Origin of the sequence: Mesorhizobium sp. B2-3-13, from assembly GCF_006442195.1 — a bacterium.
In the GTDB taxonomy this organism is placed as follows: Bacteria; Pseudomonadota; Alphaproteobacteria; order Rhizobiales; family Rhizobiaceae; genus Mesorhizobium; species Mesorhizobium salmacidum.
In genome coordinates, this window is record NZ_VFVQ01000012.1 from 114986 (window position 1) to 139817 (window position 24832).

The following is a 24832-nucleotide window of genomic DNA, read 5'->3' on the forward strand; positions in this document are numbered from 1 at the left end:
CACGACACAGGACCGAGGCATGCCGAAGGACGGGATCGGACCAATCGTCGACAGCAAGGGCGAGGCAATCGCCGAGCTGATGCTCGAAGTGGCCCAGTGCTTCTTCAGAATACGGGCCCTGGGTCAGAAGACGGGGCTCATCACCAGCTGGGGCGGCGGTGCGTTCGGCTTCATGCGAAGTCTCGCGCTGCTTGGTCCCCTGACCGTGCCGCAGATCGCTCAGATGAGACCCACCAGCCGCCAGCGGATGCAGCGGCTGGCGGATGAGCTTGCGGCCGAGGGGCTCGTCAAATTCATCCACAATCCGAAGCACCGGCGCTCCAAGCTCGTGCAGCTGACGCCCATAGGCGACGCGCGCTACCGCGAACTCAACACCCAGCTCCTTTCGATCGCAACCACCATGGGCGTCGCGCTCAGCGAACCGGATATACGCAGGACGACCGAGATCGTGCGGCGGCTGAGCGATGATGTGAGAGGGCGCTCGAAACTTTAGTCCAACGTGCGCCTGAACCGTACCAGCGCCACGCCGGCGAACAGCGCCACGAACGCCGCCAGCCAGCCGATCTCGGTCGCCACCGCCGGCAGCTGGGCGCTCTTCAACATCACCGCGCGGGTGATGCGCAGGAAATGCGTCAGCGGAAAAATCTCGCCGAAGGTCTGCGCCCAGCCCGGCATGCCGCGATAGGGAAACATGAAGCCCGACAGCATGATTGAGGGCAGGAAGAAGAAGAAGGTGAGCTGAAGCGCCTGCATCTGCGTGCGCGCGATCGTCGAGATCGTGTAGCCGAGCAGCACCAGGGACAGCACGAACACCAGCACCGCCGACAAAAGCAGCGTCATCGAGCCGGTGAAAGGGATGGCGAACAGAAGCTTCGACGCCGCCAGCACCACCACCACCTGCACCGCGCCGACCGCCAGATAGGGCAGCACCTTGCCCATCATGATCTCCAGCGGGCTCGATGGCATCGCCAGGAGATTCTCCATCGTGCCACGCTCGGTCTCGCGCGTCAGCGCGATCGAGGTCATCATCACCATGGTCATCTGCAGGATGACGCCGAGCAGGCCGGGCACGATGTTGTATTGCGAGATGCCTTCGGGATTGTAGCGCCGGTGCACGACGACATCGAGTTGGCCCCTGGCGGCCTCGGCGGCGGCTTCCTGCATGCCCTGCGCTCTCAGCAGCGCCTGGCCGGCGATGGTGCCGAGCGTCGATATCGCGCCGCTGGCGACCGCCGGATCGGTGGCGTCGGCCTCGATCAGGATCTGCGGCTTGTCACCGCGCTCGACGCGCCGGGCGAAATCGGCGGGGATGGTGACGACGAAGGCGACGTCGCCGCGCGCCATCAGGAACTCGGCCTCGTCAGCGCTTTGCGCGACATTGTCGAAGCGGTAGTAGCCGGTGGTCTGCAACGCCGAGACCATGGCGCGGGTGTAGGGGTCGCTGCTGGTCGCCACCAGCGCCGCCGGCAGGCTTTTCGGGTCGTTGTTGATGGCGTAGCCGAACAGGACGAGCTGTATCAGCGGCACGCCCAGCATCATGGCGAAGGTGATGCGGTCGCGCCGCATCTGGATGAACTCCTTGATCAGCAGGGCGCCGAGCCTGGCGAAGGAAAAGACGTTGTTCATGCCATATTGTCCTTCGATCCCGACATGAACTGAATGAAGACGTCCTCCAGGCTGGTTTCGCCGGGTTTCATGGTCACCCCTTTGTGCTCTCTCTCAACATCGGCAAGGGCAGCCTCAAGCTTCTTGCGGTCGGAACCGACGACATGCAGCGTCGCGCCGAACGGTGCCACCTGGTCGACGCCGGGACGGCCTTGCAGCGTTTGCGCCACGTCGTCGAGCCGCGGACCCTGCAGCACGAAAGTGGTCAGGCCCGCATTCTTCACCACCTCGGCGACGGTACCGGTGGCTAGCATCTTGCCGTAGGAGATGTAGCTGATGCGGTGGCAGCGCTCGGCCTCGTCCATGTAATGAGTGGAAACCAGCACGGTGAGCCCGCCGCTGGCCAGGCGATGGATCTCGTCCCAGAACTCGCGCCGCGCCTTCGGGTCGACGCCGGCCGTCGGCTCGTCGAGCAGAAGCAGTTTCGGCTTATGCATGATACAGGCGGCCAGCGCCAGACGCTGCTTCCAGCCGCCGGACAAGGTGCCGGCCAGCTGGTTGCGGCGCGTCGCCAGGCCGAGATCCTCCAGCGTGCGCGAGACATATTCCTCGACCGGCTTCAGCCGGTAGAGCCGCGCCACGAATTCCAGGTTCTCGCCGATCGTCAGATCCTCGTAGAACGAGAATTTCTGCGTCATATAGCCGACTTCACGCTTGATCCTGAGCGCATCGGTGCGGATGTTGAAGCCCAGCACCGTGCCTTCGCCCTCGTCCGGCGTCAGCAGGCCGCACATGATGCGGATGGTGGTGGTCTTGCCCGAGCCGTTGGGGCCGAGGAAGCCGACGATCTCGCCCTCGGCGACCGACATCGTCACATGATCGACGACGGTCTTGTCGCCGAAGCGCTTGACCAGGCCGTGAACGTTGATGGCGTTCATTTTCCCATATCCGCGAGATCGACATCGACGATCTGGCCGGGCTGAAGCGGCCCCGCATCGCCCTCCGGCCGCGCCTCGACGAGGTAGACCAGCTTCTGCCGGTTCTCGAGCGAATAGATCACCGGCGGGGTGAATTCGGGATCGGGCGAAACGTAACTGACGCGCGCCTTCACGTCCGGGCCGCAGCCGTCGCAACGGACGCTGAGCAGGCTGCCGACCTTGACCGAGGAGAACGCGCTTTCCGGAATATAGACGCTGAGCTTCACCGCGCCGTCGGGAAGCACCGAGATGACAGGCGCGGTCGGGCCCGCCGTGTCGCCGGGATTGCGGATGACGTCGTTAACGCGGCCGGGCGAAGGGGCTGCGAGCGTGCGCTTGGACAGGCGCCATCGCGCCTGTTCCAGTTCCGCCTGCGCCTGCTTGACCTGGTTGTCGGCGGCCTTGATCGTCTCGGGCCGCGCCGGCAGGCCGCCGACGGCGAGATTGGCCTCGGCCTGGCCAACCTGGGCATTGGCGGTTTCCAGCGTCGCCGAGGCGGTGTCATAGTCCGCTTGGGTGCCGGTACCGCGCTTGAACAGATCGGAGGCGCGGTCGTTTTTTCGCTTGGCGTCGGCGGCCTGTGCCTTGGCCATGTCGACCTCGGCCTTCAGCACGGCGATCTCTTCCGGCCGTTTGCCGACCTGGAGGTCGGCAAACTGCGCCTGCGCCTGTGCAAGGGCCGCCTGCGCTTGCGCCACCGCGATCTTGGCGTCGGCATTTTCGAGTGTCACCACGGTGGCTCCCGGCGTGACGCGATCGCCGCGCTTCACGGTCACCGTCTCGACCTGCGCCACTTCGATCGGCGCCAGGAGCACATAATCGCCCTCGACATAGCCGACGGCGAGCGGTGCCGCCGGGGCGCAGGCAGCGAACAGTTGGGCAGCGAGCGGCAGCGAACACAAAATGCTCATTGTCTTGATCCCTTCATCCCTGCCTCTTTCGGGCGGCCAGTATGGCGCCGAGGTTGTCCGTGGTGACCGCCACCACCTTGGCGGCCTCGGCGGCACCGATTTCGTGCCAGCCCATGCGGCGCATCACCGCCTCGCGGCCGATGCGGAAATAGATGACCTGGCCGATCAACGTGAACACGGTGAGCCGGGTGCGTTCGCTCTCGGCCGGCTCGCCGGTGGCCTGCTCCCAGAGCAGACACAAACGACGATGCGCCGGATCGAAGACGCCTTCATAGATGCGGTCGAGCGCCGCCGTCGGATACGACAGCTCGCGCAGCACGAACTGCACGATCTCTCCGGCCTGCGGACTGGCAACGACAAAGCCGACCATCCGTTCCAGGGCCGCGAAGAGCTGCGCGCGCGCCGCCTCCGGATCGCCAGCCGTCGCGGCCTGTTCATTGAGCGCCTCACCGGCGACGGCCTGAATGGTCTCGACGATAAAGTCGGCGGCAGCTGCGCGAAGACCTTCCTTGCCGCCGAAATGATAGGCGATCGAGCCGATATTGGCCCCCGCCTCGGCCGCGATCTCGCGCGTCGAGGTGCCGTCGAAGCCTTGCCGCCCGAACAGTTTCAGCGCCGCCCGGACGAGCGCGGCGCGCGTCAGCTCTGCAGGGGATGTCTCACGGCGGGGCGTCTTGGCATCTGGCGATTTGATCATGTCGAAGACTTTAATCAATCGATTGATTAAAGTCAACTTCCGCGCGCTCCGTCTTGCCATCGCGCGCGGCAAACGCTTTAGTGCGCGGCCATGGGCAAGGAAGTCGAGCGTAAGTTCCTGGTCTCCAGCACAGCATGGCGGGATCTGGTGGAAGCGGATATCCGCATTCTCCAGTTCTATCTCGCCATGGCACCCGGACGAACCGTCCGCATCCGCATCAGCGACGGAGCCTCGGCCAAGCTGACGCTCAAATTCGGCAGCAGCGCGCGCGAGCGCGACGAATTCGAATATCCGATCCCGCTCGCGGAGGCGGTGGAGATGCTGGACTTCGCCATCGGACGTGTCATCGAGAAGACACGTCACCATGTTAGGCATCGCGGCTATCTCTATGAAGTCGATGTCTTTGGCGGTGCACTGGCGGGACTTGTGGTGGCCGAACTCGAGACTCCGCAAGACGTTCCGGATGAAATGCTGCCGGACTGGCTCGGCCATGAAGTCACCGGCGATCAGAAGTTCTACAACGCGTCGCTCGCCCTCGGGGGGATACCGGAGATCGCCGCATGAGCTTTCGCATAGACCCGCGCATGCCGCTGACCGGCGAGGTCAGACGCATCCTTGCCGAGGAGATCGGCAAGGCCCTGTTGCATCTGGATGCGGCACGCGCCCGGCCGGAACAGGGCCTGCACAAGTGCCGCAAGCGGCTGAAGAGCGCGCGTGCCTTGCTGCGCCTCGTTCGTCCCGGAGACGAAACATTCTGCGCGATCGAGAATCAGTGCTACCGCAACGTGGCGGCGCTGCTAGCCGGCCCGCGTGAGGCGACGGCGCTGATCGAGACCATCGACCGGCTGGCGGCGCGTTTCGCGAAGGAGAGCGCCGATGGCGGGCTCGATGCCGTGCGCGACAGGCTGATCGCGCGCCAGCATGATTTGCACGAAGGCGCCGGGCTGCAGGCGGCGATCGGCGCGGCGACCGCCGCGTGCGAAGACGGCATGAAGCGCATCGAAGCCCTTGCCTTGCCCGACCAGCCGGAACAGGCCGCAGACGTGCTCGCCGAGGGCGCCCGCGTCACCTTGCGCCGTGCCAGGAAGGCGCTCGACAGGGCCGGCGCCCACGGCAAGGCCGACGATTTCCACGACCTGCGCAAGGCGGCCAAGACGCATGGCATGCACCTGTCGCTGCTGGGCAGGCTGTGGCCGACCCCGATCAAGGCGCGGCGCAAGGCTGTCGATGAACTGGGCGAGCAGCTCGGCGAACTGCATGACGTGTTCGTCATGCGCGCGCTGCTCGAGGCGGACAGCGAGCCGCTTGGGCCGCCCGAGGACACGAAACTTATCGGCAAGCTGCTCAAGCGCTCGGAAAAGAGCCTGAGGAAGGCGTGCCTTGCCGACGCGGCCGAACTGTTCGGCGACAGCCCGAAGCGCTCGACGAAGAGGCTTGCCCGCAAGGCCCGCGACGATCTCGCCGGCGCCTCGCCCGCCGACGATCTGGCCGCCGCGGCCGGTTGACGGCGGAAGACTTCGCCGATCGCCATTGCGCTAAGCGGGTAGCGGCGGTCGCCTTTTTGCCTCGGACGCCTGATCCTTCATCCGCGCGCCGGCGTCGCGCGGGTGTGGGCCAATCGGCATGATCGCCTCGAACGGCGTCGCGCCAAAGGCAAACGTCCATTTGTAGCCTACCAGTCCGTTCTCGGGCGTGGTGTGCTGGTCGTGATGGGCCAGCAGTTTCGCGCGGTCGGCAAGCTCCTCCGCCTCGCGCCGCACCATCTCCGCCGTCTCCGGCCGCATCCGCCTGGAGAAGCTCACGAAGGTCGCCTCCCGCTCGAGATGGGTGATCGCCCAGCCGATGAAATTCTTGTTGGTCATCTCGAACAGCGGCCTGAGCGGCCCCTCGAAATTCCACTGGATGGGCGTTTCGACCAGCAATTTCGCCGACAGGCCACGACCGAGCGCGATCAGGCCGAGTTCCTCGAGGTCGCGCAGATAGAGGAACATCGAGGCCTCGCTCAGTCCCTGCGAGCGCATGACGCCTTGCGGCGTGAACTTTTCCGACAGCATGACGAAGACGAAGAGCAGCGCCGGCCGGCCGGCGAGCCTGCGCTCGATCTCCGGCGCGATGTGGTTGACCGGCCCCGGCCCCCGGTTCATCGAGCCGAGCACGTTTTCCAGCTCGACGCCGGCGGCGGCGCAGATCTCCACCAGCCGGTCGAGCTTGCAGTTCTTCTCGTGGAAGATGCGCTTCACCGTCGGCTCGGAAACGCCCATCCGCTCGCCAAGCTCGCGATAGGTGACCCCCTTCGCCTTCAGTGTCCGTTTCAGCGCCTCGAAGATCGGGCCGTTCATAGCATGCACCTCATTCCGGCAGTTTCGTATCGATATTCGATACTAGGGCCAATCGCTCTTCCGGAAAAGTATCGAAAACCATAGGTCTACGCCATCATCACAGGAGACCGGACATGAAACGCCTCATCACCTCAGCCTTCATCGCCGCCATCGGCATCGCGGCTCCCGCCCAGGCCGGCGAGCTCTGGCGCGCAAGGGGCCTCGAGCAGCCGGAATCGGCGCTGTTCGACGCCGCCAATAACCGCATCATCGTTTCCAACATCGTCGGCAATCCGGGCGACGCCGACGGCAATGGTTATCTCAGCGTGCTGTCCCTCGACGGCAAGGTCGTAACGCAACACTGGACCGACGGTATGGACGCGCCCAAGGGCATGGCGATATCGGGCGGCAAGCTCTATGTCGCCGACATCACCAAGGTCCGTGTCGTCGACCTCGCCAGCGGCAAGCTCATCGCAAGCATCGCCGTGCCGAAGGCGGTCTTCCTGAACGACATGACATCGGACCAGTCCGGCAAGGTCTATGTCACCGACATGCTGGCCGACACGATCTATCGCATCGATGGCGACAGGCCGGAGCTGTTCGTGAAGGATGCGTTGCTCGCTTCGCCCAACGGCGTCTTCGCCGATGGCACCAGGCTGATCGTCGCCTCATGGGGTAAGGGCATCAAGGCCGACTTCAGCACCGCCGAGCCGGGCGGGCTGCTGGCGGTCGACCTCGCCAGCAAGGCGGTGACGCCGTTGGCGGGCGCCCAAAGGTTCGCCGATCTCGACGGCGTCGTCGCCATTGGCGACACCATCTATGCCACCGCCTACATGGCCGGCACGCTCTACCGATACAGGACCGGCGGCACGCCGGAAGCGGTGGCGCGGTTCAAGCCCGGCAGCGCCGACATCGGTACCGACGGCAAGTCGATCCTCTATGTGCCGCTGATGAACGAGGGCGAAGTGGCGGCGCTGAAGCTCGACTGAGAGCCGGCGTCCCGACGCCGATCCGCGCGACCTTCGCTGACAGCCGTGGATGGACCGTGGTAGGACGGTTCACACGGCGATGGTCAAGGAGGTTTGCCATGGACGACCGGGAGATCAGAGCGGCCCTGGATCGCCACTGGGCCGCCTCCGACGCCAGCGACTTCGAGATGGAGCACCAGATCTACCGGGAGGATGCGGTGCTCGACTATCCGCAATCGGGCGAGCGCATAAATGGGCGGCGCAAGATCAAGTCATCGCGCGCCGCGCAGCCGAACCGCAAGCGCTTCACCGTGCGCCGCATCACCGGCACCGGTGACCTCTGGGTCACCGAATATGTCCTGACCTATGACGGCCGGCCATCCTATACCGTCAGCATCATGGAGTTCCTCGACGGCAAGGTGGCCCGCGAGACCCAGTATTTCGGCGATCCGTTCGAACCCGGACCTTCGCGCGCGCAATGGGTCGAGCGGATATCGTGAGCCACAGCGACGATCATCCGCCCCTCGCGCGAGAAGAACTGCCCGACGATACGGCCGCCCTCGCCCGCTATCTCATCGGCAAGCTGGTGGTGCGTGACTTGCCTGAAGGCAGGGTCAGCGGCCGCATCGTCGAGACCGAGGCCTATGTCGTCGGCGATGCCGCCGGGCATGGCTTTCGGGGAATGACGCCGCGCAACCGGTCGCTGTTTCTCGAGCGCGGGCACGCCTATGTCTATCTCGCCTATGGCATCTCGTTCATGCTGAACGTTTCGGGCGACACGCAAGGCACCGGGACCGGCGTGCTGATCCGGGCGCTGGAGCCGCTGGAAGGCATCGCGATCATGCGGCTGAACCGTGGCGTCGAGCGCCTGCGCGACCTGGCGCGCGGGCCGGGACGGCTGGCCGCGGCATTGCGGATCGATCGATCGCTCGACGGGCTCGACCTTTGCCGGGAAGGCCCGCTATGGCTCGCTCGGGATGGCACTGAAACCGGCGCGATCGGGCAGAGCATCAGGATCGGCATTTCGAAGGACTCGGAGCGCCTGCTGCGATTTTATCTCGTGGGAAGCCCGTTCGTCAGCGGCCCGGCATCGCTCAACCGGTGAGGGACGGCTGCTCCACCTCTTGTTTTCCCGCCAGCTGCGCCCGAGCGTCGCGGATCGAAGCGGCATAGGTCACCAGCGGCCGCTTGACGCCGTGGTTGATCAGCATGCGCCGTATCCGCGGCGAGGCGCCCGAAATGATGAAGCGCACGCCGGCGCGCCTCGCCTTGCGAGCCGCGCTTTCGATGACATTGGCCGCCGTCGAATCAAAAAGCGGCACGGCCGAACAGTCGAGGATGAAGTTGCGGCGCTGGTCGGCGATGCGGTCGAGCACGCTGCCGACGGTGGACGCGGCGCCGAAGAAGAAGGCGCCCGAGATCCGGTAGACGACGGTGTCGGCGTCGGCGGCCTCGCTGGAATCATAGGCACGGGCGCCGTCGACGCTGTCGGCGACATCGTCCTGCGCCAGATCCGCCTCGACGGCGACGGACTTCGCCATGCGGTCGATGAACAGGATCGAGCCGAGCGCGAAGCCGACGACGATGCCTTCGGTCAAATCGCGGAAGACGACGATCAGGAAGGTCGCCAGCAGCACCAGCGCATCGCCGCGCGACGCCCTGAGCAGCGTGGCGAAGGCCTGTTTCTCGAACATGTTCCAGCAGACCACCGCCAGCACGCCGGCAAGGGCCGAGAGCGGGATGTAGCTGGCTAACGGCGCCGCCACCAGCATCAGCACCAGCAGGATGGCCGAATGGACGATGCCCGAAACCGGGCCGTGCGCGCCGGCCCGCACGTTGGTGGCAGTGCGGGCGATGGTGCCGGTGGCGCAGATGCCGCCGAACAGGGCGGACGCGATGTTGGCGAAGCCTTGCGCCACCAGCTCGCAATTCGAGCGGTGCCGCCGGCCAGTCATGCCGTCGGCGACAACGGCCGACAGCAGCGATTCGATGGCGCCGAGCAGCGCGAAGGCGATCGCGTCCGGCAAGACGTCGAGCATCCTGCCGAAGCTGACCGGTGGCAGGCCAGGCCATTGCAGGCTGCGCGGGATGCCGCCGTAGCGCGTGCCGATCGTCTCGGCCGGCAGCGCAAACAGCGCCACGACGAGCGAGGCTAGCCCGATGGCGATCAGCATGGAAGGCCATTTCGGCCGCCAGCGCTTCAGGAAAACGATGGTTGCGATGGTCAGCACCGCCACCAAGGTCGCGGCGGGGTTGATCGTGCCGGCCGCTTCGCCAAGCGCGATCAACTTGGGCACGAACGGTCCGGGTTCCCTGCCCGGCAGGGTCAGCCCGAACAGTTCGACGATCTGGCCGGAGAAGATGATGACGGCAATGCCGGCGGTGAAGCCGACGGTCACCGGATAGGGAATGAATTTGATGTAGGTGCCGAGGCGGAGGTACCCGATCGCAAGCAGGAAGAAGCCCGCCATCATCGTCGCCAGCAGCAGGCCATCGACGCCGACCCGCGCGACCGTTGCCGCCACCAGCACGATGAAGGCGCCGGCCGGGCCGCCGATCTGGAAGCGGCTGCCGCCCAAGGCCGAGATGATGAAGCCGCCGACGATGGAGGTGTAGAGGCCGCGTTCCGGCGTCACGCCCGACGCGATCGCGATTGCCATCGACAGCGGCAGCGCGACGATGGCGACGGTCAGGCCGGACATGAAGTCGGCCTTGAATTGCGGCAGGTGGTAGCCCTCCCGCCAGACTGTCGCCAGCTTCGGCGTGAACAATTCGGAAAATGTCGGCTTCACCGGCTGATGGGCCGGTTGATGCACTGCCTGACGCGCTTGATCCATGGGCTGCCTTCCGCACCTGCAAAGGCGGCGGGATCGTCGGCAGGACTGTCGGCGGTCGCCGTCGCGACTTATGCCGGCTCAGCCTAGGGATCCGGCGGCACGACGGGCTTGAGACGCACGCCCCTGCCGCCGCGCTCGCTGGGCTGGTTCTCGCCGATCAGTTCCACCCCGGCACCATCGAGAGCCTGGATGACCTTCATCAGCGTATCGACCACGCCCCTGACCACGCCGTCGCTCGCTTCCATGCGCTGGATGGTCGGAAGCGAGACGCCGGCGCGCTCGGCGAGCGTCTTCTGGTCGATGCCGGCCAACGCCCTTGCGGCACGCATTTGCGCGGCAGTGATCATCGGCCGGAACCCATGTCTGAGTCTGCGGAGATAATGTGTAATACCATCATTGTGATGTTTCAAGCATCATTGTAAATGTGTTAGACATAATCGTTGTCGCCTGATTGCCCATTTTCTTCGATACTGCGCGAGAATTTCAAGCTAGGGTGGCGTGCATCCGGGAGGGGTAGACGCGGTTGACCATTTTCAAGACTTTGATGACATCGGCGTGCTTGCTGTCGATGTTTTTGGCGCTGGCGGGCTGTGGTGGGCACCTCATCAACAGATTGATCTGACAGCGAGGTCAGGCGTCGTCGCTCACCGCCTGGCGCCGTTGCAGAAGCCTCGCCACCAACCAGCATAGCATCGCCCAGGCGAAGCCGGCGCACCAGCCCGCCAGCACGTCCGACGGCCAGTGGACGCCGAGATAGATACGGCTGACGCCGACCAGCACCGTCGTCAGAACCGCCAGGAACAAGATATAGACCTTGGTCGTCCGGCCCGGCAGGAAGCGCGCCGCGAGCGAACCGAGCGTGAGATAGGTCACCGCCGACAGCATGGCATGGCCGCTCGGGAAGGAAAGCGAGGTCTCGTTGACCAGATGCGAAACCAGTTCCGGGCGTGGCCGGTCGACGCCGACTTTCAGCAGGCTCGACAGCACTTGACCGCCCGCTACCGCAACGAAGATGAGAAGCGCCGTCGCCGGGCGGCGGATCAACAGCAGATAGATGATCGTCGCCGTGGTGATCAGCACCAGCACGCTGGTACTGCCAAGGCTGGTGATGTCGCGCATCGCCCCTTCCAGCCATGGCGAGCCGATGGGAACGCCGGGCTGGCCCGGCTGGCGGAAGGCAAGCAGGATTTCGGTATCGAAGGCGTGCGGCGTGGTGGCCCGTGCCACCTCCATCAATTCCTCGAACGCCCACAGCCCACCGGCGATGACCAGGCCGGCCAGCAGCACCGGGAATTCGACCCGGTTGAGCATAGCTTTCGCAGCGTTCTTCATCGGCACCGTTACAACCGCCCTTGCAGATAGGGTCCAAGGGTGATCAGCGCCACGGCGGCGATCGCCAGCGCGATGCCGGCGGCCTGCAGCGCGTTGACGCGCTCGCCGAAGAACACCAGCGCCACGACGTTGACCGAGACCAGCTGGATCACCGCCGAGAGGCTGAAAGACACCGACATGCCGAACTCGCGGATCAGCCGCAGCATGATCAGATTGCCCAGCGAATAGAGCGCGAGCGTCAGCAGGATCTTGCCCAGGCTCGGTGCCAGGCCCCATTGCTTGGCGGCGGTCGCCGCCAACAGGAAGATCACCGTCGAAAGGCCAAGCTGCAGCAGTCCCGAAAAACTCAACGTCCGTCCCCCTCGAAGCGGCTTTCGCCTGATGTCGCGGACCATGTTTCCGAAGCGCGTCGGGACGTCAAGCGACGTCGTCTCCAACGAAGGTCTTGGCAACGGCGAGACTGAAGCTCAATGTGCTGGAATCGCCCGGCATGTCGATAGAAGGGCGGTCAGGGGACCATGATTCGTATTCTTCAGAACTTGGCGCGGCGCTGGAGCGAGCTTTCCCTTGCCCTGCAATTCGTCGTTGCCGGCGGCTTTGGGCTTCTGGTCGTCATGCTGGTCGTAGGGACCTGGGTGACGACGCAGATCCGGGACGGCATCACTCGCAATTCGGCTGCCACGACGGCCCTTTATGTCGACAGCGTGATTGCGCCGCTACTGCCCGACCTGCGCAAGAGCGAGGAGCTTAGCGCATCCGTCAAACAGGCGCTCGACGAGACGCTCGGCCAGGGCGCTCTCGGCAAACGCCTGGCATCGTTCAGGCTCTGGCGTCGCGACGGCACGGTGCTCTACGCGAAGGACGCGGATTTGATCGGCCGCCGCTTCGACCTGAACAAAAATCTGCGTTCCGCCTTCCAGGGCAGTGTCGTTGCCCAGTTCGATACGTTCGACGAGAACGAAGAGAAGGAGCGGGCCGCGGGCGTGCCGTTGCTCGAGATCTACAATCCCGTGCGCGAACCCTGGTCCGGCGACGTGGTCGCCGTCACCGAATTCTACGAGATCGCCAGCGATTTCAAAGCCACCCTGGCTTCCGCCCTGCTGTCGAGCTGGCTGGTGGTGGCCGGCACCACCTTGACGGCATTCCTGCTTCTGTCGAGCATCGTCCTGCGCGCCAGCCGCACCATCGACGACCAGCGCGGGGCGCTGCGCCGCCAGGTATCGGAGCTGCAAGGACTGGTGACGCAGAACAGCGCCTTGCGGCAACGCGTGCAGCGGGCGTCCCGCCGCGCCACCGCACTCAACGAAAGATACCTGCGCCGGATCGGCGCCGACCTGCATGACGGCCCGGCCCAGCTCGTGGCCCTGGCGGCGCTGCGCATGGACAGTCCGGTGTTCACCGGCGACGGCCATAGCAGCGAAGGCCGCTCGACCGAGGTCGCCATGATCCGCAAGACGCTGGAGGACGCGATGCGCGAAATACGCGGCATCTGCACCGGCCTGGTGCTGCCGCAGATAGAAACGGCGGCGGCCGCGGACGTGTTGCGGCTGGCCGTCGAGGAACATGAGCACCGGACGGGCACGTCGGTGAGGCTCACCCTGCCCGGACATTTGCCCGAACCCGGCGCTTCTGAGAAGATCAGCATCTATCGCTTCGTGCAGGAGGGGCTGAACAATGCCTACCGCCACGGGCGGGGCAAGGATCAGGCGGTGCATGCAGGAATGAAAAACGGCAGGCTTTTCGTTGAGGTGTCGGATGGCGGGCCGGGCTTCGATCCGGCGCGGGCCGAGGGGTTGGGGCTGGCCGGCCTCAGGGAGCGCGTTGAAAGCATCGGCGGACAGTTCGAAACCCTGACCGGGCCGAAAGGCACAAAGCTGGTGATCCGTCTTTCAGTCGAGGAGCAAGCATAATGGACGCCATTCGCATCGCCATTGTCGACGACCATCCGCTGTTCCGCGAAGGCGTGACCCGCAGCCTGTCGGAGATCGGAGGCTTCGAGATAGCCGGAGAAGGTGCGACCGCGCAGGACGCGGAACGCATCGTCTCGACCATGCAGCCCGACATATTGCTGCTCGATATTTCGATGCCGGGCGGCGGCCTGGCCGCGGTTGCAAGCATCCTTGCCGACCATCCCGCCCAGAAGATCGTCCTATTGACCGTTTCAGAGGCCAATGGCGATGTCACCAAGGCCCTGAATGCTGGCGTGCGCGGCTATGTCCTCAAAGGCGTTGGGTCGCGCTCGCTTGCCGATATCCTGCGCAACGTGGCGGCTGGCGAAAGCTATCTTTCACCGATGTTGTCGGCCCGGCTGCTTTCCGATGTGCAGTCCCTGCAGCCTGCCAACGGCGTGGCGGACCGGCTGCGGCAACTCACCGGCCGGCAGACCGAAATCCTGCGGCTGGTGGCGGAGGGACTGAGCAACAAGGAAGTTGCCTTGCGCCTGGAACTGCAGGAGAAGACCGTGAAGCACCACATGACGGGGGTGCTGTCGAAACTCAGCGTGCGAAACCGCACGGAAGCAGCCCTCATGATGCGCGAGTTTCGCGACCGCGAGGCGGACCGCTCATAGAGCGGTTCAGCGTCTGCTTGTTTTGTCTGTCCACTCATAATCCTGTTCCTTCTATCTCAAATTGTTGCTTCGACCTAGCCGAGGCATCGCAGGCATGGCCTCTCGGTTTGCCGGCAAGCCGATTGATCGATTTAGTGGTATATGCCACCTTTGTCGAAATACGTAATTCCGCCAGGAGAAAGCGCTGCGCGCTTTTCGCGGGAAAACCGTTTTTTCCTGGAATACGCCCTCGGAGCATTTGGAACGCCGCGCAAAGGAGGTCACCTCCGCCGGGGGGCGGCGGAGGTGACGTGTGAAACTGGTCGTTGCCTGTTGACCAGCTTCACAAGGCCGAAATTCATAAGGCCGAATTCACAGGGCCGAAATTCACAGCGCCTTGAGACGGCTGACATCGGCCGGTGTGGCCGGGCGGTCGATGATGGTGCGGCCGAGCGCATCCTTCATCCTGAAACGGCCGTTCTCGATGTTTTCCGTCATACCGTCGGGGTGCTGAACTGTAATCTTGTTGCCGTCCACGTCGACCTCGTCGCCGGTGGTGGCGTTGACATGGCTGCCCTTGTCGCTGCTCTTGTCGCGCTGGCCCTTGCCATTTCCGTTGTTCCCGCTGCCGCTATTCCCGTTACTGTTCCCGCTATTCCCACTATTCCCGCTGCCACCACCGTTGCCACCATTGCCGCCATTACCGCCGTTGCCGCCACCATTGCCACCGTCTCCGCCACCCTTGGCATGTGCGGTCGCGGCATCGATTCCAGGCACGAATCCATGGAAGGCAATTCCATAGGGAGCGACGGTCAGCGCCAGAAGCGCCGCCGATCTCAGAGCCAGGCGACAACAACGGGCCGTAATCGATCCGTGCATACTGATCTCCGTCGATTGAGCCGGCGCGCTCACCCCAACGTTGCAGTGCAACCAACATCGCCGAAAGACGTGGTGACCGAAAGCAGCCTCCGACCGTTGCGTTTGTCCCCCAGGACCTTTGCAGGCGCAAGATTGGACTAAAGTCCCAAGGCCCCGGCGTGAAAACCGGTATCGTGAGGGAGCGGCAGCACGCATACGATGTCACGAAAATGTGATCGGTCGACTGTAAGGCGGTCGAACAGGCAACAAAATCCAGCCAAATCCAGCCAGAGGCTCCCATGACCGAACATCGCTCCACTGATGCCCGATTCCGCACCAGCCTGCTCGAGGAAAACGAAGGCCCAGCCAACAATCCCAGCGAAAACCGCACGATGGGCGAGATTATCGCCGCGCGGTTCTCGCGCCGTGGCTTCCTCAAGGGTTCGCTTGCCGTCTCGGCGATCGCCGCCACCGTCAGCCCGCTGGCGATGATCGCCGCCGACGATGCTCGCGCCGCGGAAGGCTCCGCCTTCACATTCGACGAGCTGGAGGCCGGTACCGACGACAAGCACCATGTCGCGCCGGGCTACGACGCCGACGTGTTGTTGCGCTGGGGCGATCCGCTGTTTGCCGATTCGCCGGAATTCGACCCGACCAGGCAGTCGGCGCAAGCCCAGGCCAGGCAGTTCGGCTATAACAACGACTATGTCGGCTATGTCGCGATCGACGGCTCGGCGGAACACGGCCTGCTGGTCGTGAACCACGAATACACCAACCCGCATCTGATGTTCCCGGGCATCGTCAAGATCGTCGAGAAGGACGGCAAGAAGTCGGCCGAGGTGGCGCCGCTCTCGAAGGAGCAGGTCGATGTCGAGATGGCCGCCCATGGCGGCACCATCGTCGAGATCCGCAAGGACGGCGGCAAATGGCAGGTGGTGCGTGACGGCAAGCTCAACCGCCGCATCACCTCCAACACCGAGATGGCGCTGTCCGGCCCGGTCGCCGGCCATGACCGCGTCAAGACCAATGCCGATCCGTCCGGAACGAAAGTCTTCGGCACGATCAACAACTGCGCCGGCGGCGTCACGCCCTGGGGCACCTATGTTATGGCCGAGGAGAACATCCACGGCTATTTCTCCGGCGAGCTGCCGGAGGGCCACAAGGAAGCCGCCAACTACAAGCGCCTCGGCATACCGGAAGGCGCCTATGAATGGGGCGCGCATTATGACCGCTTCAACCTCGCCAAGGAGCCGAACGAGCCCAACCGCTTCGGCTGGATCGTCGAGGTCGATGTCAACGACCCGAATTCGGTACCGCGCAAGCGTACTGCCATGGGCCGTTTCAAGCATGAGGGTGCAGAATCGATCGTCGCCAAGGACGGCCGCGTCGTCTTCTATCTCGGCGACGACGAGCGCTTCGACTATGTCTACAAGTTCGTCACCAAGGGCATGTTCAACGCCGGCGACCGCGCGGCCAACAAGGACCTGCTCGACGACGGCACGCTGCATGTCGCCAAATTCGCCGAGGACGGCTCGGTCGAATGGATGCCGATCGTGTTCGGGCAGGGTCCGCTGACGGCGGAAAACGGTTTTGCCGGCCAGGCCGACGTGCTGATCGAGACGCGCCGCGCCGCCGACCTGCTTGGCGCCACCAAGATGGACCGGCCGGAAGACATCCAGCCCAATGCCGGCAACGGCAAGGTCTATGTCATGCTGACCAACAATTCCAAGCGCAAGGCCGATCAGGTCGACGCCGCCAACCCGCGCGCCGGGAATGCCTTCGGCCACATCATCGAGATCGTCGAGGACGGCGGCGATTTCGCCGCCACGAAGGGCAAGTGGGAAGTGCTGCTGAAATGCGGCGATCCGGCGGTGGCCGATGTCGGCGCCACCTTCTCCACCGCGACGACGGCCCATGGCTGGTTCGGCATGCCCGACAATTGCGCGATCGATTCGGCCGGGCGCCTGTGGGTCGCCACCGACGGCCAGGGCCCGAAGGCCACCGGCCGCACCGACGGCCTGTGGGCGGTGGACACGGAAGGATCGGCGCGGGCGACCTCGAAACTGTTCTTCCGGGTGCCGATCGGCGCCGAAATGTGCGGCCCGCTGTTCGCGCCGGACGACCAGACCGCTTTCGTCGCCGTCCAGCATCCGGGTGACGGCGGCGAGGACTGGGATGCGTTCGGCCGGCCCTCCTACTACGAGGACCCGTCGACCCGCTGGCCCGATTTCAAGCCGGACATGCCGGTGCGGCCGGCGGTCGTGGCGATCACCAAACAGGGCGGCGGCAAGATCGCCATCTGACGTCGGGCGAGACAAACGAGAGAGGCTCCGGGCATCCGAAGCCCCTCTTTTTGTGTGGCACTGTCTTCAAGCCTCGGGAAAGATTGGCAATTTACACGTGGCGCCCTAGATCGCGACCAGGAGATCATCGCCATGCCCAAGTCGATCTACGACCGTGGCCTGCTCAAACCTGACGAAGTGGCCACCTTGCAACGTGTCTTCGATGAGGCCTGCCGCCGACGCGAAGCGCATCCCGAATCCGCCAAGGCGCGTGAATTGGCTCTCACCTTGCTCGCCCTCTACAATGCCGGCATGGTCGACGAGGAGATGCTGACCGAGGCTGTCGGTTTCCGGCGGCTGGAGCCGAAATCAGCGTGAGGTGCCCGGTTGACCGGGACCGGCGATCCGCCCAGCTATCGCCCTGGCCAATATGGCGGCATTGGCGAAGCAGCCGCGGATGCTCGGCCGCATGCCGGTGAACCACAGGCCGGGCCATTTCGGGTCGGCCTGGCCGCCGTTGAAGAGCGGAACGCCCTTTTCGTTGAGCACGCCGAGATCGCCCACCATGCGCTCCAGCCCGGTACGGTAGCCCGTCGCGGCTATGACGATGTCGGGAGCAACCATGCTGCCATTGGCCAGGATGACGCCATCGCGGGTGAACTCCCGTATCGCCGGCACGACCACGATCCTGCCCGATTTGATGGCATCGACGGCGCCGTCGTCCGCGGCGATCGCGGTATAGTCCGAAGTCAGGCGGCTGGCGCCGCCGGCGGGTGCCGGCGGCATGCCGAATTTTGTGAGATCGCCGAAAACCAGGCGCTGCGTCACCGCCATAACCGCATCGGCGACGCGCAGCGGCAAGCGAGCCATGAGCGGCGAGAGGCGGTGTACGGCGATCTTGCCGACGCGCTTGGGCAAAAGGGCGGGACCGTTGCGAGCCGACAGCCAGACAGCGGCGGTGTCGACGCCCGCCAGGTGATTGAGGGCGTCGAAGCCCGAATTGCCGGCGCCGACGACCAGGACCTTCTTGCCTGCATAGGCCCGGGCGTCGCCAAAATCCGCCGAATGGATGATGCGGCCCGCGAACGCCCGCATGCCCTTCCATTGCGGCGTGTAGGGCTCCCTGTCGCGGCCGGTGGCGACAACGACGTGACGCGCCAGGCGCGAGCCGGCGCTGGTGCGCACGATCCAGTGGTCGCCCGCGAACATGATGGCCTCGGCGGAAACGCCAAACTCGACCGGCAAACGGTTCGCCTCATGGAAATCGTTCATATGGCGGATGACGACATCCCGGTGCGGAAAGGCGGGGGTCCCCTTGGGATAGGCAAGGCCGGGCAGCGCCGAGAGATCGCGGTGGGTGTTGAGGTGCAGCTGCTCGTGGCGCCGGCGCCAGGGCTCGGCGAGCCGGCTTTCCTTCTCGAGGACCGCCGTCGCCACGCCGGCCTTCATCAAAGCCCGCGCGACAGCCAGCCCGGCGACGCCGGCGCCAATGACGATCGCCGGCTCGATCGCTACTATCTGCTCCATCATCGTCCCGGGTGTCGTATCAGCCATTCACTCTCGAATCCCGTTCGCCCTTGCGGCAACCCCGAAAGGCTCGCAGGCCGTTGTAACAGTTTGATCGCGTGCAGGTCCCGAACGGCAACTCGATGCCGATCTTCGAAGGCCCCGCGCCGAGGCGCGATCTCGCTCCGGAGCATTCCACCGCCCGGTGGAAACTGCCGGTCGCGGTACCGCGGCCAAAACAACGACAGGAGCGGATTACCCGCTTCTGTCCGAATACATCCAGCCCTATATGGCATATCGGCGGCATCGGCGATAATCAGGTCGCGGCAAAGTGATTGATTCGAGGTCCGGGGGCTGGGGATCTCGTCACAGACGTGGGCATTCGAAACCGGCAATCGATTTCGGCTACCCGCGAGAAATCAAGACGCCGTGGCGCGTCTTGCGTGTCGACCGGCACGTCGCGCCACAAACGGCACGCGGAATCTCGACCATGCCCTCCTTGCGGATCTATTTCGACAACATCCTCGAGCGGGCCTCGCCCAAGGTCGAGCGCCAGGCGCTGGCGCATGTCGAGCGGCTGGCGCTGGTTCGCCGCCATGGCGACTTCTCGCTCGCCTATTCCACCGCCGTGCAGCACAAACTTTCCTATTTTGGCGACGCCGACGGCTACATCGCCTTCGGCACCAAGATGAAGCATCATTTCGCGCTCGGCGATCCGGTGGCGGCGCCGGCGCAGCGGCCCGATTATATCAGACGCTTCGTCGAGAGTGCCGGCGGCCCATGGTTCGTGCAGATCGGCGAACAGACCGCCCAGGTCCTTGCCGGCCTCGGCTACAAGGTCAACCGGCTGGGCATCGATACCCGCCTGCCGCTGCCCGACCATGATTTCTCCGGCAAGCGAAACGAGACGGTGCGCTATTCCGAGCGCTGGCTGCTGAAGAAAGGCTTTTCGTTCGAGGAGGACAAACGCACGATCAACCTCGACGAGATCTCCCGGCTCTCCCAGAATTGGCGCGGCGACCGCATCGTCAAGCGATGGGAGATGGGTTTCCTCAACCGTCCGTTTTACAATCAGCTCGGCAGCGACATGCGCCGTTTCGTGCTGCACGGTCCCGATGGCGACCTGGTCGCCCTGCTCGACTTCGATCCGATGTTCGCTGGCGGCAAGGTGATCGGCTACACCACCGCCTTCAAGCGCAAGCATATCGATGCCTCGCCGCATGCCGAGATCGGCCTGACCAAATTCGCCGTCGACCGGTTTCGCGAGGAAGGGATTTCGGTGGTGACACTCGGCCTGTCGCCGCTCGTCGATGTGGGTCCCAGCGGATTTGCCGAAAGCGACTTCTGGCGCAACACCTTCCAGCGCGCCTACGATTCGCCCTGGGTCAACCGCCGCAGGTTCAACCTGCAGGGCCAGGCGGCATTCAAGCGCCGCTTCCACGGCGTCGAGGAGCCGGTCTACATCGCCTTTCGCGAGGGGACCTACATCGAGATGCTGGGATTGCTGCGGCTGGTCAAGGCGATTTGAGATCTGCCCTTTCCTCGCCCCGCGGAGCGGGGAGAGGAACCAAGTCCCAGCCGATCAGTTCCGCAGCCGGTAGCCGGTCTGGAAGATCCAGGCGACGATCGCGATGCAGACGGCCAGGAACACCAGCGTCATGCCGAGGCTGATGCCGACCGAGACGTCGGCCTTGCCGTAGAAACTCCAGCGGAAACCGCTGATCAGGTAGACCACCGGGTTGAACAGCGTGATCGTCTTCCAGATGCCGGGCAGCATGTGGATCGAATAGAAGCTGCCGCCGAGGAAGGTCAGCGGGGTGACGATCAGCAGCGGCACCAACTGCAGCTGCTCGAAGCTTTTCGCCCAGATGCCGATGATGAAGCCGAACAGGCTGAAGGTCACCGCCGTCAGGATCAGGAAGGCGAGCATCCAGAACGGATGTTCGATGTGCAGCGGCACGAACAGCGAGGCCGTGGCCAGGATGATCAGGCCGAGGATGATCGACTTGGTGGCCGCGCCGCCGACATAGGCGATGACGATCTCCAGATAGGAGACCGGCGCCGACAGAAGCTCGTAGATCGAGCCGACGAATTTCGGGAAATAGATGGCGAAGGAGGCGTTGGAGATCGACTGCGTCAAGAGCGACAGCATGATCAGTCCCGGCACGATGAAGGCGCCGTAGCTGATGCCATCGATCTCGGTGATGCGCGAGCCGATGGCCGAGCCGAAGACGACGAAATAAAGCGATGTCGAGATGACCGGCGAGATGATGCTCTGCAGCACGGTGCGGAACGCACGCGCCATCTCGACCCGATAGATTGCCCACACCGCACGTAGATTCATGGCCGCGCGCGGGTTCATGGCTCTTGCCTCAGGAGGTTGACGAAGATCTCTTCGAGCGAACTGTTCTTGGTGTCGAGATCGCGGAATTGAATACCGGCCGCCTCGAGATCGCGGATCAGCGAGGCGACGCCCGGCCGGTCGCTCTGGTTGTCATAGGTATAGGTGAGCTGGTTGCCGTCCGGCGACAGTTCGAGCGCGTAGTTCGAGAGGCCCTCGGGCACGCTGCCGAGTGGCGCGCGCAGCTCCAGCCTCATCTCCTTGCGGCCGAGCTTGAGCATCAGTTCGGCCTTGTCCTCGACCAGGATGATCTCGCCGCGGTTGATGACGCCGACGCGGTCGGCCATGGCCTCGGCTTCCTCGATATAGTGCGTGGTGAGGATAATGGTGACGCCATCCTCGCGCAGCCGGCGCACCATCGCCCACATGTCCTGGCGCAGTTCGACGTCGACGCCGGCGGTCGGCTCGTCAAGAAACAGGACGCGCGGCTCGTGCGACAGCGCCTTGGCGATCATCAGCCGCCGCTTCATGCCGCCCGAAAGCGTGATCGCCTTGGCGTCCTTCTTGTCCCACAGCGACAGATCGCGCAGCACCTTCTCGACAAAGGCCGGATTGGTCGGCCTGCCGAACAGGCCGCGGCTGTAATTGACGGTTGCCCAGACGCTCTCGAAGGCGTCGATGGTGAGTTCCTGCGGCACCAGCCCGATCAGGCTGCGCGCGGCGCGATAGTCCTTGTTGATGTCGTGGCCGTCGACGGTGACGGTGCCCGACGAGCGGTTGACGATGCCGCAGACGATCGAGATCAGCGTCGTCTTGCCGGCGCCGTTGGGACCGAGCAGCGCGAAGATCTCGCCGCGCGCTATGTCGAGGCTGACTTCCTTGAGCGCGGTGAAGCCGGTGGCGTAGGTCTTGGAGACCCCGGAAATGGAAAGAATGGAGGGCATGGCTGAAAACGGCTGCTTGAAAGAGGTGACTTGATATAGGCCTGTTGTCGCCCAGTGCAACTGCAAGTCAATGCCCTGCTGCCAGTTCTCGACATTGAAGCCGGGGGCCGGTTGGAAATGGGTGGCTTCTATTCGGTCAAATTGTCCTGTGGCGTTCAGCCTCGCGGCGGGACGCCGCTTTGACCTGACCCAGCTTCGGGCTTATCCTTCGCCAGTATTGGAGCAATTCCAGGAAAAGTGTGAAGCGGTTTTCCCGGGAAAGGCGCATACGCTTTCCCTAGGGAATTGCGGCAAAATAAATAATAGCAGCCGGAGCCCGCCATGGACCCGCTTATTCTCTCGCGCATGCAGTTCGGCGCGAATATCTCGTTCCATATCCTGTTTCCGACGATCACCATTGCCCTTGGCTGGGTGCTGCTGTTCTTCAAGCTTCGCTACAACGCGACCAATGATTCCGCCTGGATGCGCGCCTATTTCACCTGGGTGAAGGTATTCGCGCTGTCCTTTGCCATGGGCGTGGTTTCGGGCGTCACCATGAGCTTCCAGTTCGGCACCAACTGGCCGGGCTATATGCAGCATGTCGGCAACATCGCGGGACCGCTGCTCGCCTACGAGATACTCACCGCCTTCTTCCTTGAAGCGGCCTTCCTCGGCATTATGCTGTTCGGCTTCCGCCGCGTTTCCAACCGCGTCCACACGCTGGCGACGGTGCTGGTCGCCGGCGGCACCACCCTATCGGCCTTCTGGATCATCGCGCTCAATTCCTGGATGCAGACCCCGGCGGGTTTCGAAATGCGCGACGGCGTCGCGCACGCCGTCGACTGGTGGGCCATCGTCTTCAACCCGTCCATGCCCTACCGTCTGGTGCACATGCTGCTCGCCTCGGGGCTGACGGTGTCGTTCCTGATCGCTGGCCTGTCGGCGCTGCGCTACCTCAAGGGCGACCGTTCGGAATCGATGTGGAAGGCGCTGCGCACCGGCGTCTTCACCGCCGCCATCCTGATCCCGATCCAGATCCTGGCCGGCGACCAACATGGGCTGAACACGCTGGAGCACCAGCCGCAGAAGATCGCCGCCATGGAGGCCAACTGGAACACCGGCCCCAACGTGCCGCTGGTGCTGTTCGCGCTGCCCGACGAGGCGGCCAGGGAAAACAAGTTCGAGGTCGCGATTCCAGATGGGGCCAGTCTTATCCTGCGGCACAGCATCGACGGTGTCGTGCCGGGGCTGAACGATTTTCCGGGCAACCACCCGCCGGTCTTTCCGCTCTTCTGGAGTTTCCGCATCATGGTCGGCACCGGGCTTTTTATGCTCGCCGTCTCGTGGTCGGCCGCCTTCTTCCTCAAGCGCCGGCATTCGCTGCCCAAGCCGCTCGCGCTGCTGATGGTGCCGATGGCGCTGTCGGGCTGGCTGGCGACACTGGCCGGCTGGTACACGACCGAGATCGGCCGCCAGCCCTGGCTGGTGACCGGCGTGCTGAAGACCGCCGACGCCGTCGGTCCGGTGGCAGGCGGCCATGTCGCGCTGACGCTCGCCGTCTACCTTCTCCTCTACGTGCTTTTGCTGATCGCCTATCTCGGCGTGCTGGTGCACCTGGCGCTGAAGGCGGCCAAGGATGGCGACACCTCGCCGCTGCCGGGTGTGATGAAGACGGCCATGTCGCAACCGGCGGCGGGGGAGTGAAAAGATGAGCTACGACTGGCCAACCCTGCTCCCCCTCATCTTCGCCGGCCTGATGGGCCTCGCCATTCTGATCTATGTCATCCTCGACGGCTTCGATCTCGGCATCGGCATGCTGTTCGCCGCCGCCGAGGACACCGAGCAGGACACGATGATCGCCGCGATCGGCCCGTTCTGGGACGCCAACGAGACCTGGCTGGTGCTGGCCGTCGGCCTGCTGCTGGTCGCCTTTCCGCTGGCGCATGGCGTCATCCTCACCGCGCTCTACATTCCGGTCTTCGTGCTGCTGGTCGGACTGATCCTGCGCGGCGTCGCCTTCGATTTCCGCGCCAAGGTGCCGGCCGGCCGCAAGCACCGCTGGAACCGCATCTTCTTCCTGGGCTCGCTCACCGCCTCGCTGGCGCAGGGCTACATGCTGGGCGTCTATGTGCTCGGCCTCGATGTCGGGCCGGGCGGCATGGCGTTCGGCGTGCTGGTGGCGTTCTGTCTTGCCGCGGCTTATGCCGCGATGGGCGCTGCCTGGGTGATCTACAAGACCGAGGGCGAGTTGCAGAAGAAGGCGGTGCTCTGGCTGCGCACGGCGCTGGTGCTGACCGCGCTCGGCATGGCCGCCGTGTCGCTGGCGACACCCTTCGCCAGCCCGCGCATCTTCGCCAAATGGTTCGATTGGCCGCGGATGCTCTATCTGTCGCCGCTGCCGATCCTGTCGGCGCTGCTGTTCCTCTGGCTGTGGCGGCAGACCTTCCACCTGCCGCGGCCCGACGACCGCCATTCGCTGACGCCGTTCCTGACGCTCGCCGCCATCTTCGCGCTCGGCTTTGCCGGCCTTGCCTGGTCGTTCTATCCCTATGTGGTGCCCGATCGCCTGACCATCTGGCAGGCGGCGTCGGCGACCGAAAGCCTGGCCATCATCCTGGCCGGCACCGTGGTGGTGCTGCCGGTGATCATCTTCTATTCGTTCTACGCCTACCGCGTGTTCGGCGGCAAGGCGACGGATTTGACGTATGATTGAGGCTCTGACCTACGAG

The 24832-nt window shown here is 64.5% G+C and carries 27 protein-coding genes; 14 read left to right on the forward strand and 13 right to left on the reverse strand.

The window, feature by feature from the left end:
- Nucleotides 1-19: 19 nt before the first annotated feature.
- A complete protein-coding gene (locus FJ941_RS16225; RefSeq protein ID WP_140507064.1) occupies nt 20-493 on the forward strand; it encodes a MarR family transcriptional regulator in 474 nt (157 codons plus the stop codon).
- Here the strand turns inward: FJ941_RS16225 and FJ941_RS16230 are convergent.
- The 4 genes from FJ941_RS16230 to FJ941_RS16245 are packed head-to-tail and all read right to left on the reverse strand — an operon-like array spanning nt 490 to nt 4190.
- The gene (locus tag FJ941_RS16230) at nt 490-1626 is read right to left on the reverse strand and encodes an ABC transporter permease (protein WP_140507066.1); all 1137 of its coding nucleotides are present in this window, start codon (nt 1624-1626) and stop codon (nt 490-492) included. The two genes, FJ941_RS16225 and FJ941_RS16230, sit on opposite strands and share 4 nt — an antisense overlap.
- Nucleotides 1623-2543, reverse strand: coding sequence for an ABC transporter ATP-binding protein (locus FJ941_RS16235; RefSeq protein ID WP_140507068.1), 921 nt, complete (start codon nt 2541-2543; stop codon nt 1623-1625). Before FJ941_RS16235 ends, FJ941_RS16230 begins: the two co-directional genes overlap by 4 nt.
- On the reverse strand, nt 2540-3493 hold the full coding sequence (locus FJ941_RS16240; RefSeq protein ID WP_140507070.1) for an HlyD family efflux transporter periplasmic adaptor subunit: 954 nt from the start codon (nt 3491-3493) through the stop codon (nt 2540-2542). The genes FJ941_RS16235 and FJ941_RS16240 overlap by 4 nt, the downstream gene beginning before the upstream one ends.
- 13 nt (nt 3494-3506) lie before the next feature.
- Nucleotides 3507-4190 carry a CerR family C-terminal domain-containing protein gene (locus tag FJ941_RS16245; protein ID WP_140507215.1) on the reverse strand — a complete coding sequence of 228 codons (684 nt, stop codon included), beginning with the start codon at nt 4188-4190 and terminating at the stop codon, nt 3507-3509.
- Nucleotides 4191-4280: 90 nt separating this feature from the next.
- Between FJ941_RS16245 and FJ941_RS16250 the strand changes: the two genes are divergently transcribed.
- Complete coding sequence (locus tag FJ941_RS16250; RefSeq protein WP_140507072.1) at nt 4281-4754, forward strand: CYTH domain-containing protein; 474 nt, start codon at nt 4281-4283, stop codon at nt 4752-4754.
- Entirely contained in the window at nt 4751-5695 is a 945-nt protein-coding gene (locus FJ941_RS16255) for a CHAD domain-containing protein (RefSeq protein ID WP_140507074.1), read from the forward strand. Before FJ941_RS16250 ends, FJ941_RS16255 begins: the two co-directional genes overlap by 4 nt.
- 30 nt (nt 5696-5725) lie before the next feature.
- On the opposite strand, the gene FJ941_RS16260 is transcribed toward FJ941_RS16255, so the two are convergent.
- Nucleotides 5726-6529, reverse strand: coding sequence for a helix-turn-helix transcriptional regulator (locus tag FJ941_RS16260; protein ID WP_140507076.1), 804 nt, complete (start codon nt 6527-6529; stop codon nt 5726-5728).
- Nucleotides 6530-6642: 113 nt separating this feature from the next.
- On the opposite strand from FJ941_RS16260, the gene FJ941_RS16265 reads away from it, so the two are divergent.
- The 3 genes from FJ941_RS16265 to FJ941_RS16275 all read left to right on the forward strand — a co-directional run bounded on the left by FJ941_RS16265 (nt 6643) and on the right by FJ941_RS16275 (nt 8581).
- Nucleotides 6643-7497, forward strand: coding sequence for an ATP/GTP-binding protein (locus FJ941_RS16265; RefSeq protein ID WP_140507078.1), 855 nt, complete (start codon nt 6643-6645; stop codon nt 7495-7497).
- A 98-nt stretch (nt 7498-7595) separates the two neighbouring features.
- Nucleotides 7596-7976: a nuclear transport factor 2 family protein gene (locus FJ941_RS16270; RefSeq protein WP_140507080.1), complete on the forward strand. Its 381-nt coding sequence runs from the start codon at nt 7596-7598 to the stop codon at nt 7974-7976.
- Nucleotides 7955-8581, forward strand: a complete 627-nt coding sequence (locus tag FJ941_RS16275; RefSeq protein WP_140507082.1) for a DNA-3-methyladenine glycosylase — start codon at nt 7955-7957, stop codon at nt 8579-8581. The genes FJ941_RS16270 and FJ941_RS16275 overlap by 22 nt, the downstream gene beginning before the upstream one ends.
- Here the strand turns inward: FJ941_RS16275 and FJ941_RS16280 are convergent.
- The 4 genes from FJ941_RS16280 to FJ941_RS16295 form a co-directional block, all read right to left on the reverse strand.
- A complete protein-coding gene (locus tag FJ941_RS16280; protein ID WP_140507084.1) occupies nt 8571-10313 on the reverse strand; it encodes a SulP family inorganic anion transporter in 1743 nt (580 codons plus the stop codon). The genes FJ941_RS16275 and FJ941_RS16280 overlap by 11 nt on opposite strands.
- Before the next feature lie 83 nt (nt 10314-10396).
- Nucleotides 10397-10660: a helix-turn-helix transcriptional regulator gene (locus tag FJ941_RS16285; RefSeq protein WP_140507086.1), complete on the reverse strand. Its 264-nt coding sequence runs from the start codon at nt 10658-10660 to the stop codon at nt 10397-10399.
- A gap of 283 nt (nt 10661-10943) precedes the next feature.
- Nucleotides 10944-11645, reverse strand: coding sequence for a phosphatase PAP2 family protein (locus FJ941_RS16290; protein ID WP_140507088.1), 702 nt, complete (start codon nt 11643-11645; stop codon nt 10944-10946).
- An 8-nt stretch (nt 11646-11653) separates the two neighbouring features.
- Entirely contained in the window at nt 11654-11995 is a 342-nt protein-coding gene (locus FJ941_RS16295) for a hypothetical protein (protein ID WP_027146446.1), read from the reverse strand.
- Between the two features lie 168 nt (nt 11996-12163).
- Between FJ941_RS16295 and FJ941_RS16300 the strand changes: the two genes are divergently transcribed.
- Entirely contained in the window at nt 12164-13555 is a 1392-nt protein-coding gene (locus FJ941_RS16300; RefSeq protein ID WP_140507090.1) for a sensor histidine kinase, read from the forward strand.
- Nucleotides 13552-14214, forward strand: coding sequence for a response regulator transcription factor (locus tag FJ941_RS16305; protein ID WP_140507092.1), 663 nt, complete (start codon nt 13552-13554; stop codon nt 14212-14214). The genes FJ941_RS16300 and FJ941_RS16305 overlap by 4 nt, the downstream gene beginning before the upstream one ends.
- A gap of 366 nt (nt 14215-14580) precedes the next feature.
- Here FJ941_RS16305 and FJ941_RS28990 read toward each other — a convergent pair whose 3' ends face one another.
- Nucleotides 14581-15072, reverse strand: a complete 492-nt coding sequence (locus FJ941_RS28990) for a hypothetical protein (protein WP_181169825.1) — start codon at nt 15070-15072, stop codon at nt 14581-14583.
- A gap of 278 nt (nt 15073-15350) precedes the next feature.
- Here FJ941_RS28990 and FJ941_RS16315 point away from each other — a divergent pair, with 278 nt between their 5' ends.
- On the forward strand, nt 15351-17354 hold the full coding sequence (locus FJ941_RS16315) for a PhoX family phosphatase (protein WP_140507096.1): 2004 nt from the start codon (nt 15351-15353) through the stop codon (nt 17352-17354).
- Nucleotides 17355-17486: 132 nt separating this feature from the next.
- Complete coding sequence (locus FJ941_RS16320; protein WP_140507098.1) at nt 17487-17711, forward strand: hypothetical protein; 225 nt, start codon at nt 17487-17489, stop codon at nt 17709-17711.
- Here FJ941_RS16320 and FJ941_RS16325 read toward each other — a convergent pair.
- Nucleotides 17703-18887 carry an NAD(P)/FAD-dependent oxidoreductase gene (locus FJ941_RS16325; RefSeq protein ID WP_140507100.1) on the reverse strand — a complete coding sequence of 395 codons (1185 nt, stop codon included), beginning with the start codon at nt 18885-18887 and terminating at the stop codon, nt 17703-17705. The genes FJ941_RS16320 and FJ941_RS16325 overlap by 9 nt on opposite strands.
- Nucleotides 18888-18982: 95 nt before the next feature.
- On the opposite strand from FJ941_RS16325, the gene FJ941_RS29210 reads away from it, so the two are divergent.
- Both FJ941_RS29210 and FJ941_RS16335 read left to right on the forward strand, forming a co-directional pair.
- On the forward strand, nt 18983-19174 hold the full coding sequence (locus tag FJ941_RS29210) for a hypothetical protein (protein WP_140507102.1): 192 nt from the start codon (nt 18983-18985) through the stop codon (nt 19172-19174).
- A gap of 155 nt (nt 19175-19329) precedes the next feature.
- Nucleotides 19330-20367, forward strand: a complete 1038-nt coding sequence (locus FJ941_RS16335) for a phosphatidylglycerol lysyltransferase domain-containing protein (protein ID WP_140507104.1) — start codon at nt 19330-19332, stop codon at nt 20365-20367.
- A 54-nt stretch (nt 20368-20421) separates the two neighbouring features.
- Here FJ941_RS16335 and FJ941_RS16340 read toward each other — a convergent pair whose 3' ends face one another.
- Both FJ941_RS16340 and FJ941_RS16345 read right to left on the reverse strand, forming a co-directional pair.
- Entirely contained in the window at nt 20422-21183 is a 762-nt protein-coding gene (locus tag FJ941_RS16340; RefSeq protein WP_140507217.1) for an ABC transporter permease, read from the reverse strand.
- Nucleotides 21184-21197: 14 nt separating this feature from the next.
- The gene (locus FJ941_RS16345) at nt 21198-22124 is read right to left on the reverse strand and encodes an ABC transporter ATP-binding protein (protein ID WP_140507106.1); all 927 of its coding nucleotides are present in this window, start codon (nt 22122-22124) and stop codon (nt 21198-21200) included.
- Nucleotides 22125-22445: 321 nt separating this feature from the next.
- Between FJ941_RS16345 and FJ941_RS16350 the strand changes: the two genes are divergently transcribed.
- On the forward strand, nt 22446-23807 hold the full coding sequence (locus FJ941_RS16350) for a cytochrome ubiquinol oxidase subunit I (protein ID WP_140507108.1): 1362 nt from the start codon (nt 22446-22448) through the stop codon (nt 23805-23807).
- A gap of 4 nt (nt 23808-23811) precedes the next feature.
- Nucleotides 23812-24816 (forward strand): cytochrome d ubiquinol oxidase subunit II, encoded by a 1005-nt coding sequence (locus FJ941_RS16355; protein ID WP_140507110.1) that lies wholly within the window; start codon nt 23812-23814, stop codon nt 24814-24816.
- Nucleotides 24817-24832 lie beyond the last annotated feature (16 nt).